8 protein-coding genes are annotated in these 7240 nt (G+C 50.9%); 5 read left to right on the top strand and 3 right to left on the bottom strand.

Annotated features, from left to right (window positions below):
- Positions 1-131: 131 nt before the first annotated feature.
- Positions 132-806 (bottom strand): TrmH family RNA methyltransferase, encoded by a 675-nt coding sequence (locus LKK83_RS08340; RefSeq protein ID WP_324630600.1) that lies wholly within the window; start codon positions 804-806, stop codon positions 132-134.
- A 170-nt stretch (positions 807-976) separates the two neighbouring features.
- Here LKK83_RS08340 and LKK83_RS08335 point away from each other — a divergent pair, with 170 nt between their 5' ends.
- Positions 977-2008, top strand: coding sequence for a zinc-dependent alcohol dehydrogenase (locus tag LKK83_RS08335; protein WP_324630598.1), 1032 nt, complete (start codon positions 977-979; stop codon positions 2006-2008).
- Positions 2009-2297: 289 nt separating this feature from the next.
- On the opposite strand, the gene LKK83_RS08330 is transcribed toward LKK83_RS08335, so the two are convergent.
- Entirely contained in the window at positions 2298-2645 is a 348-nt protein-coding gene (locus tag LKK83_RS08330) for a Dethiobiotin synthetase (protein ID WP_324630597.1), read from the bottom strand.
- A gap of 74 nt (positions 2646-2719) precedes the next feature.
- Positions 2720-3016, bottom strand: coding sequence for a hypothetical protein (locus tag LKK83_RS08325; RefSeq protein WP_324630596.1), 297 nt, complete (start codon positions 3014-3016; stop codon positions 2720-2722).
- Between the two features lie 40 nt (positions 3017-3056).
- On the opposite strand from LKK83_RS08325, the gene LKK83_RS08320 reads away from it, so the two are divergent.
- The 4 genes from LKK83_RS08320 to LKK83_RS08305 all read left to right on the top strand — a co-directional run bounded on the left by LKK83_RS08320 (position 3057) and on the right by LKK83_RS08305 (position 7182).
- Positions 3057-6047, top strand: a complete 2991-nt coding sequence (locus LKK83_RS08320; RefSeq protein WP_324630595.1) for a glycerol-3-phosphate acyltransferase — start codon at positions 3057-3059, stop codon at positions 6045-6047.
- 102 nt (positions 6048-6149) lie between these two features.
- Positions 6150-6404, top strand: coding sequence for a hypothetical protein (locus tag LKK83_RS08315; protein WP_324630594.1), 255 nt, complete (start codon positions 6150-6152; stop codon positions 6402-6404).
- Positions 6405-6510: 106 nt separating this feature from the next.
- The gene (locus LKK83_RS08310; RefSeq protein WP_324630593.1) at positions 6511-6930 is read left to right on the top strand and encodes a hypothetical protein; all 420 of its coding nucleotides are present in this window, start codon (positions 6511-6513) and stop codon (positions 6928-6930) included.
- A gap of 33 nt (positions 6931-6963) precedes the next feature.
- Complete coding sequence (locus LKK83_RS08305) at positions 6964-7182, top strand: hypothetical protein (RefSeq protein ID WP_324630592.1); 219 nt, start codon at positions 6964-6966, stop codon at positions 7180-7182.
- The last annotated feature ends 58 nt before the right edge of the window (positions 7183-7240 follow it).

Raw genomic sequence — 7240 nt, 5'->3', positions numbered from 1 at the left:
TGAAACGCGACTGCGGCGACGATACTTGGAGGGTGACTTCCTGGGAAAATAGCTCGGTGCCCGGTTAATTTTTCAGCCAAGCCTCCTTCTTTTCTTGAAGGGGGCTTTGTTGTTTTTATCAGATTAAACGTTCAATTTTGGAAAAATTTTTGTTCCAAATTTTCGCTGTGGCGAACTGATTTTCTCAACCAATTTAAGCGCAGTTCTATTTTTTCTGCTTCGGTTAGCGGCCAATTTTTTTTGGTTTTCCGCAATCGAGTCGTAAGGTGGTACAAACATAATGCGGCACTCACGGAAATATTAAAACTTTCACTAAAGCCTTGAATGGGAATTGTCACCACTTCATCTGCATTTTGGAGGGCATAATCGGACAGTCCATTCACTTCCGAACCAAATAGCAAGGCTAGTTTTTCATCGATGGAAAGTTCGTCAAGGGGCTTTTCTGCATGAGGAGAGGTGGCGATAATTTTGTAGCCTTCGCTTTTGAGTTTTTCCAAACAGTGCTGAGTGTTGTTGGTATTTTCATCGCGATAACGGTAAACACTCAGCCAGCGTTCGGAACCTACGCTAACATCTTTGTTGAGGGTAAATTCTTTTAAGTTTTCGACGATATGGATGTCTTGGATGCCAAAACAATCGCAATTTCTGAGTACGGCGCTGGCATTATGGGTCTGATAAATATCTTCGAGAACGAGGGTCAGGTAACGGGTTCGACGGTTCAATACTGATTCTATACGATCGCGCCGTGCTGGGGTGGCGAATTGGCTTAAATAAGCGATGAGGGCTTTTTTTTCTTGCAGTTGCATCAATCAACCGGCGGGACAACGACTGAAAATTCTTGCGAAATCTCCGACTATCTTAACAGAACCATGCTGTGGGAGCATTTTTAGTGCTAAAGCTATTTTTTGGGCGGTTAAAACAAACTGTTCGAGTGGGTGATAAAATCATCGAGACAATGGTTAAGGGATAGTGTATCGTGCTTGGGGCATTACTTTACGGGAAAGAAGATTTGCGGTTAGAAGCGGTGGAGGATCCGACGCCCGGATGGGGGGAAGTCACGATCGCAGTGGGGGCGGCGACCACTTGCGGGACGGATTTGAAGGTTTGGCGGCGCGGGGGTCATGCGAGGATGTTGCGACCTCCCACCTTATTCGGACATGAGGCGGCGGGTCGAATTGTGGCGAAAGGAGTTGGGGTGAAGGGATGGAAGGTATCCGATCGCGTCGTTGCCAATAATTCCGCCCCCTGTATGACCTGTTTTTTCTGCCAGCGACAAGAATACTCTCTGTGTCCGAATTTAACGTGGAATAACGGTACCTTTGCGGAATATCTAAAAATTCCCGCCCCAATTGTCCAACATAATATGCTCCCCATTCCCGATGAATTGCCTGATGAATTGGCATCGCTGACGGAACCTTTAGCCTGCGTTTTGCATGGAATTGCCCGGTCAAATATCAAATGCAGCGATCGCGTAGCCATTCTCGGAGATGGCGCAATTGGGTTAATGTTCGTTGGCGTCTTAGCCCACCGCTGCGATCGCGTCATTTTATTTGGCGGGAACGATCGCCGCTTAGAAATTGCCGAAAAACTGGGCGCTTCGCAAACCTTCAATCATCATACCCTAACCGAAAACATCCCCGAAGTGGTGCGGTCTTTCTGTGACGGATGGGGTGCGGATGTGGTCATAGAAGCCACCGGCGTTCCGCAAGTGTGGGAAACCGCGATCGCCTCGGCGCGTCCGGGAGGGACAATTAACTTATTTGGCGGTTGTCCGCGAGAGACCACCATTACCGTCAACACCGAACAGTTACACTATAACGAACTCACCCTCAAAGGAGTCTTTCATAACACCCCATTTTTCGTGCGCGAAGCCCTTTCCACCATTGCCAGTCGCCAGATTCCCTTTGAGCTGCTCATCAGCGATCGCCGTCCCCTGAAAGACTTAGAATCAGTGTTGCAAGACATGCGCGATCGCAAAGTCATCAAAGTGGCGATGATTCCCCATTAACCCCAGTATTCCTCAGAGTAATTCATTGCCGTTCTCATAAGGTTTAAATCCGCAACTTTGTGGATTTTATGCCTGCTGGAAAAGGACAGATTCGAGCTTTCTAGTTCATCCAATTGAAACAACTAAGCCAGGGTGCAAATTATTATTTAGCTCCCTGAGTTTGCCTAGGCAAAACATCGGCAAAACCCTTCCCAGCTCATACTGGAAACGAGAGAAAACGAGAGAAAAAGATGAAAGTGTTGCAGAAAAAATAGCTTTTTCATTGATAATTTGAACGAACCGGAAAAGATTAAGATTGCCAAACACCGGAATAAATACTTTGAACGGCTAAGCTCACGCGATGCAAATCCTCTTTTAATAGAGGGGGCCAATCCACCCCAGCGCGCCAACCGGCGTCAAAAAGCTGTTGACTTTCAAACGTCAGGAGATAGAGCGCCCAAACCAACTGGCGATCGAGAGATTTAGCACCTTGCAATCCATCAAATACCACCTTAAGCGCCAAAAGAATAGAAGTGAGCTGACCGGGAATAGGGGGTTTTCCGTCTTGGAGACGGCGGAGTAAGTCATCGGGATTGCCCTGATAAACCAGAGCCATGCCCTGATCGATTAAAAAATAATAGGCAGTTTCGTAATCCATAACCTGACAGGTGGCACAGTTTTTCAGCCAATGTTATTGCATTTTAAACCTTATATCATTTTTTGAAAGTTGCGTTAGAAACGGAAGACGAAAAGCCTGATGCGGAGGGCATGAAAGAACCAGGACGATCGCCAAAGGGGGAGAACAGGCGAGAACGGATCCTGGGCAGCTCCGGCTAAAAGAGTGGAGTGAGCCACAGTGGGTGGGTCGATCCACAGACAAAAACAGGAAATCTGAGCAGAAGAATCGGGAGGAGTGAGCGATCGCGCGCCGTGGCGGGAGAATCGCCGAGGCGATTGTGCTTTTCCCGCAAGGGAGGAAATTTTTGCGGCATAGTAGAGATCGGCGGATGAAACAGAAGAGATTATCATAGAATCTTTATCCGACCGAGGCGAAATAGGTGATTTTTCAATGACGCTGACGCAAGTGTGGGGATCGGTGCTGATTTTCACAGTCTGTCCGATTTTGGGGGGACTGCCATTAATTGCTTGGATCGTGCGTGCGCTGACGGGGCAAGACCTAGGGGGCATGGGAACCGGCAATATTGGGGTTTCGGCGGCGTTCTATCATGGGGGGCGCTGGGTCGGAATTCTCGCGGTGCTATCCGAGGCGCTGAAAGGGATTGCGGCGGTGTTGTTAGCGCAGCACTTTTTTCCCCAGAACCCAGAATGGGACTTAATTGCCCTAATTGCCTTAGTGACGGGTCGCTACTGGATAGGGAAAGGGGCAGGGACCACGAATGTGGTGTGGGGCTTTGTGGTGCATGACCCGATCGCCGCTGGGTTGATTTTTTTAATAGCGGGGATTAGCTTTACTCTGGTGCGGGAACGCCAGCAGGGACGCAATTTGGTTTTAGTGCTAATTCCTGCCATCACCGCTGCATTGCATTCGCAGCAACTCGAAAGAATTGGGGCGGCGATCGCCCTGAGTGTATTACTATACTGGATTTATCAAAAAATGCCGGATGACTTAGATTTGCCAGCCGCTCAAAGCAATCCACAATCTCAAAAGCTGTTTCGCTTTTTCCGAGGAGATCGCGCCATCCTGTGCCTAGACAAAGAACTCGATCCCACCCAAGTCGGTCAAAAAGCGGCCAGATTATCCCAACTGAAGCGCCAGGGCTATCCGGTACCCCAGGGATGGGTGCTACCGGCGGGGGACGACCCGACTCCGCTGAGTGCATATCTGCAACCCAGCCCAGAAACGCCCCTGATCGTGCGTTCTTCCGCCGTGGGAGAAGATACAGAAAACGCCTCAGCGGCGGGTCAATACGCGACGATATTAAACGTCACCTCGCGCCAAGGCTTAGAGCAAGCGATTACCAGTTGTTTGCAGTCTTACGAAGCATCCACTGCAGCCACCTACCGCCGCGATCGCCAGGTTCGAGACGATGCGATCGCGGTTCTAATTCAACCGCAAATCCGAGGGGTCTTTTCTGGGGTAGCGTTCAGCCGCGATCCGATAATGGGTCACGGAGAAAGAGTAAGCATCGAGGCATTACCAGGCGAGTGTACCCGGGTGGTGTCCGGACAAGTAACCCCAGAACGCTATCAAGTTTACGTGCGCTCGGAGGATGTGGAGCAAGAGGGAAGCTGGGTACTGCCTGCCCAAATGCAATTATCCGTAGAGGGAACTGGGGAAGTGCCGCCGATCTTGCTCGAACAAGTGGCGTATTTAGCCCGCCATTTGGAAAACGGCGATCGCGGGATTCCGCAGGACATCGAATGGACCTATGATGGCGAGAACCTGTGGCTGTTGCAGTCGCGTCCGATAACCACTCTGTTGCCGATTTGGACGCGCAAGATTGCCTCTGAAGTCATTCCGGGTACCATCCGACCCCTCACCTGGTCGATCAATCGTCCCCTCACCTGCGGTGTCTGGGGAAAACTCTTTACCATCGTCTTGGGCAAACGGTCGAGAAATCTGAATTTCGAACAAACCGCTACCTTGCACTTTTCGCGGGCTTACTTTAACGCTTCGTTGCTCGGGCAAATCTTCCTTCGCATGGGGTTGCCCCCGGAAAGTCTGGAATTTCTAACGCGAGGAGCCTCATTCAGCAAGCCGCCGATGCGTTCTACCTTCACCAACCTGCGGGGGTTGCTGCGGTTGTTCAGCCGGGAACTCCGCCTCAGTCAGGATTTTGAGGAGGCCGATCGCAAGCGCTTTTCTCCAACTCTTGCGGAACTGGCCAACTCGGATCTCAACAATGCCAGCCAAACCTCGGGGGTTAATGAACCCGCAGCAACGCGAATGTTCCTCAACGTGGAAAAAACCCCAAAAGCGATTCTCGGACGGATCGATCGCATTTTGGATTTGCTAGAGGAAGCGACTTACTACAGCATTTTGGCTCCCTTGAGTTTTTTGGCGCGACAAGCAGTGCTCAAAGTCAACGCCAACGAACTTGACTACAGCCAAATGCCGGAAGTCTCGGCGGTGCGATCGCTGCAAGAATTGGCGAATGAAGCACTGCTGATGCTTCCGGATTTGGAAGAAATCAGTCTTCCGGGAGATAAAACCGGGGATTGTTCGCAACTGTTTGCGGTGTTGGCAGAAATGCCGGACGGACAGACGATTTTCGAGCAGTTGGACGAGTTTCTCGAGACTTTCGGCTATCTCAGCGATGTGGCTACGGATATTGCGGTTCCCACGTGGAAAGAAGACCCGCGCCCGGTGCGACAACTGTTCACTCAGCAGTTATTCCAACCCTCTGCGGTGGAACAACAGTCGAACTCTAGCGGCATGAAAGCCCAGTGGGTTCAGCCTCGTCTGAATCTGAAAGGTCGGGTGAGTGCGATTTATAGCCAATTACTCGCTCACCTGCGCTGGAGCTTTTTAGCGTTGGAGCAAGTTTGGCTGGATGCAGAAGTGCTATCCGAGGCGGGGGATATATTTTTCCTGGAATTTGAGGAAATTCGCCAGATGATTGAAGTGGCAGATCCGCCGTTCATGGATCGGGTGGGGGAGTTGGTGGCGTCCCGGCGCAGGGATTTTGCCCGAGACGAACAATTGGTATCGGTGCCGTCGGTGGTGTATGGCCATACGCCTGGGGTTCCTTCAACAGTCGCGCCACAATCCTTCTCCGGCCAGCAATTGCGCGGCATTGGTGCCAGTGCGGGAGTGGCTGAGGGTCCGGTGAAAGTTATTCGCTCTTTGCAATCGGCAAGCGCGATCGCGGAAAATACCATTGTGGTGGTGCCTTATACGGATGCCGGTTGGGGTCCGCTCTTGGCTAGGGCTAACGGTCTGATTTCGGAGGTGGGCGGTCAGTTGTCTCACGGGGCGATTGTGGCCCGGGAGTATGGGATCCCGGCAGTGATGGATGTAGCCGATGCTACCCAAACCCTACAGGAGGGTCAATGGGTGAGAATTGACGGTCAGCGCGGCATTGTGGAAATTCTCTAACAGAGTATCTCTCGCGCATCTATCTTAGGACTGAAATATAGAGCTAATTCTGAGGAGAAAAATCTCCCGTGGGAGGGTTGACAAATCCCCCGTGGCAATATAATGAGCGGGGAAAACCAAACGCAAGGATTGCCGCTCGAAGTGAGGAGGCGATCGCAGAGTGCAGAAGGCGATCGCTTCTCTCTCACTGGAGAGTTGACAAAATTACCGATTTTTGGTATAGGTGACGAGAGCGGCGAGGGGCAAAATTCTAGCAATTTTCTAACCTCTCGATGGAGTTCCACCGCCTGTCAGCACAAGGCAGGGTCTTGTCCCTACGGGAGATATGGATGGTTAATACACCAACAATGGTATTAATCAACCCCTCGATGGTCAAATTCTTTCCAATCACAGTATCATAAACTGTAGTGCCGGCTCTGGGTTGCGTCAGGTCTTGACGTAAAGTCAACTTGCATCGGGTGTTGTGCCTACAGTTCCTCTGCTAGAGCATCGCGTTTGTCTTGCGATCGCGCAAGCCATTCCCAAGTTCATCTGGCGGCGAGCTAATTCTCGAGCCAATTCTTCCCCGATTCCAGATGATGCCCCGGTGATTCAAGCAGTTGCCATGCGGTGGATCCCTGTTTTGACTCTATTTTTCATAAAACTTCACATATTTTATCCCCCCCTGGGGGAACCGTCGAACATTGCTCGGATTGCAAGGCAGGCAGGATGGAGAAACAAGGCGATCGCACTGGTGGCTGGCGATTCAGCCAAAGATGGCGGGCAAAACGCCGTTGCATCCTCCCTCTCGACAAGTCCCGAGAGTGGTGACGATCTCCAACCCAGCAATCGAGGAGAACCGGGCATTAACTCCCCATTCAACAATTTAAACTCTACAATTTAAAATAGGGAAAGGGCAAAGATCCATTCCGATTGCGTGCCATCCCTTTTGGGGCGATCGCAAAACCTACTTCCCGGAAAATTTTTGACCTTGCGTCTGCAAAATGCCGGATTTTTGCCCCAGACCACCATTATTCTCGATCGCAGCACCACGCTCGAAAACAATGCAAACCCACCGGAAAACATGGAACAGCCAAACAAGCTTGCCGATGCAAGCGTTTACAGTGAATCCCCAGGACTGTCAGGGACTCCGTAGAAACCAACCCCATGTCTAAAGCCAGGGGCTTGTACTTCTAACCACCTGACCAGCCTAA

The sequence above is a fragment of the Phormidium sp. CCY1219 genome (assembly GCF_035615515.1).
Lineage (GTDB): Bacteria > Cyanobacteriota > Cyanobacteriia > Cyanobacteriales > Laspinemataceae > CCY1219.
Note: the sequence above shows the minus strand (reverse complement) of the source record. Positions and strands in the feature narration are given on the sequence as shown.

Excerpts from the sequence above, each read along its gene's own strand:
- LKK83_RS08340 (WP_324630600.1), bottom strand. The coding sequence starts at position 806 with ATGCAACTGCAAGAAAAAAAAGCCCTCATCGCTTATTTAAGCCAATTC.
- LKK83_RS08325 (WP_324630596.1), bottom strand. The coding sequence starts at position 3,016 with ATGATAATCTCTTCTGTTTCATCCGCCGATCTCTACTATGCCGCAAAA.
- LKK83_RS08330 (WP_324630597.1), bottom strand. The coding sequence starts at position 2,645 with ATGGATTACGAAACTGCCTATTATTTTTTAATCGATCAGGGCATGGCT.
- LKK83_RS08315 (WP_324630594.1), top strand. The coding sequence starts at position 6,150 with ATGAGCGGGGAAAACCAAACGCAAGGATTGCCGCTCGAAGTGAGGAGG.
- LKK83_RS08320 (WP_324630595.1), top strand. The coding sequence starts at position 3,057 with ATGACGCTGACGCAAGTGTGGGGATCGGTGCTGATTTTCACAGTCTGT.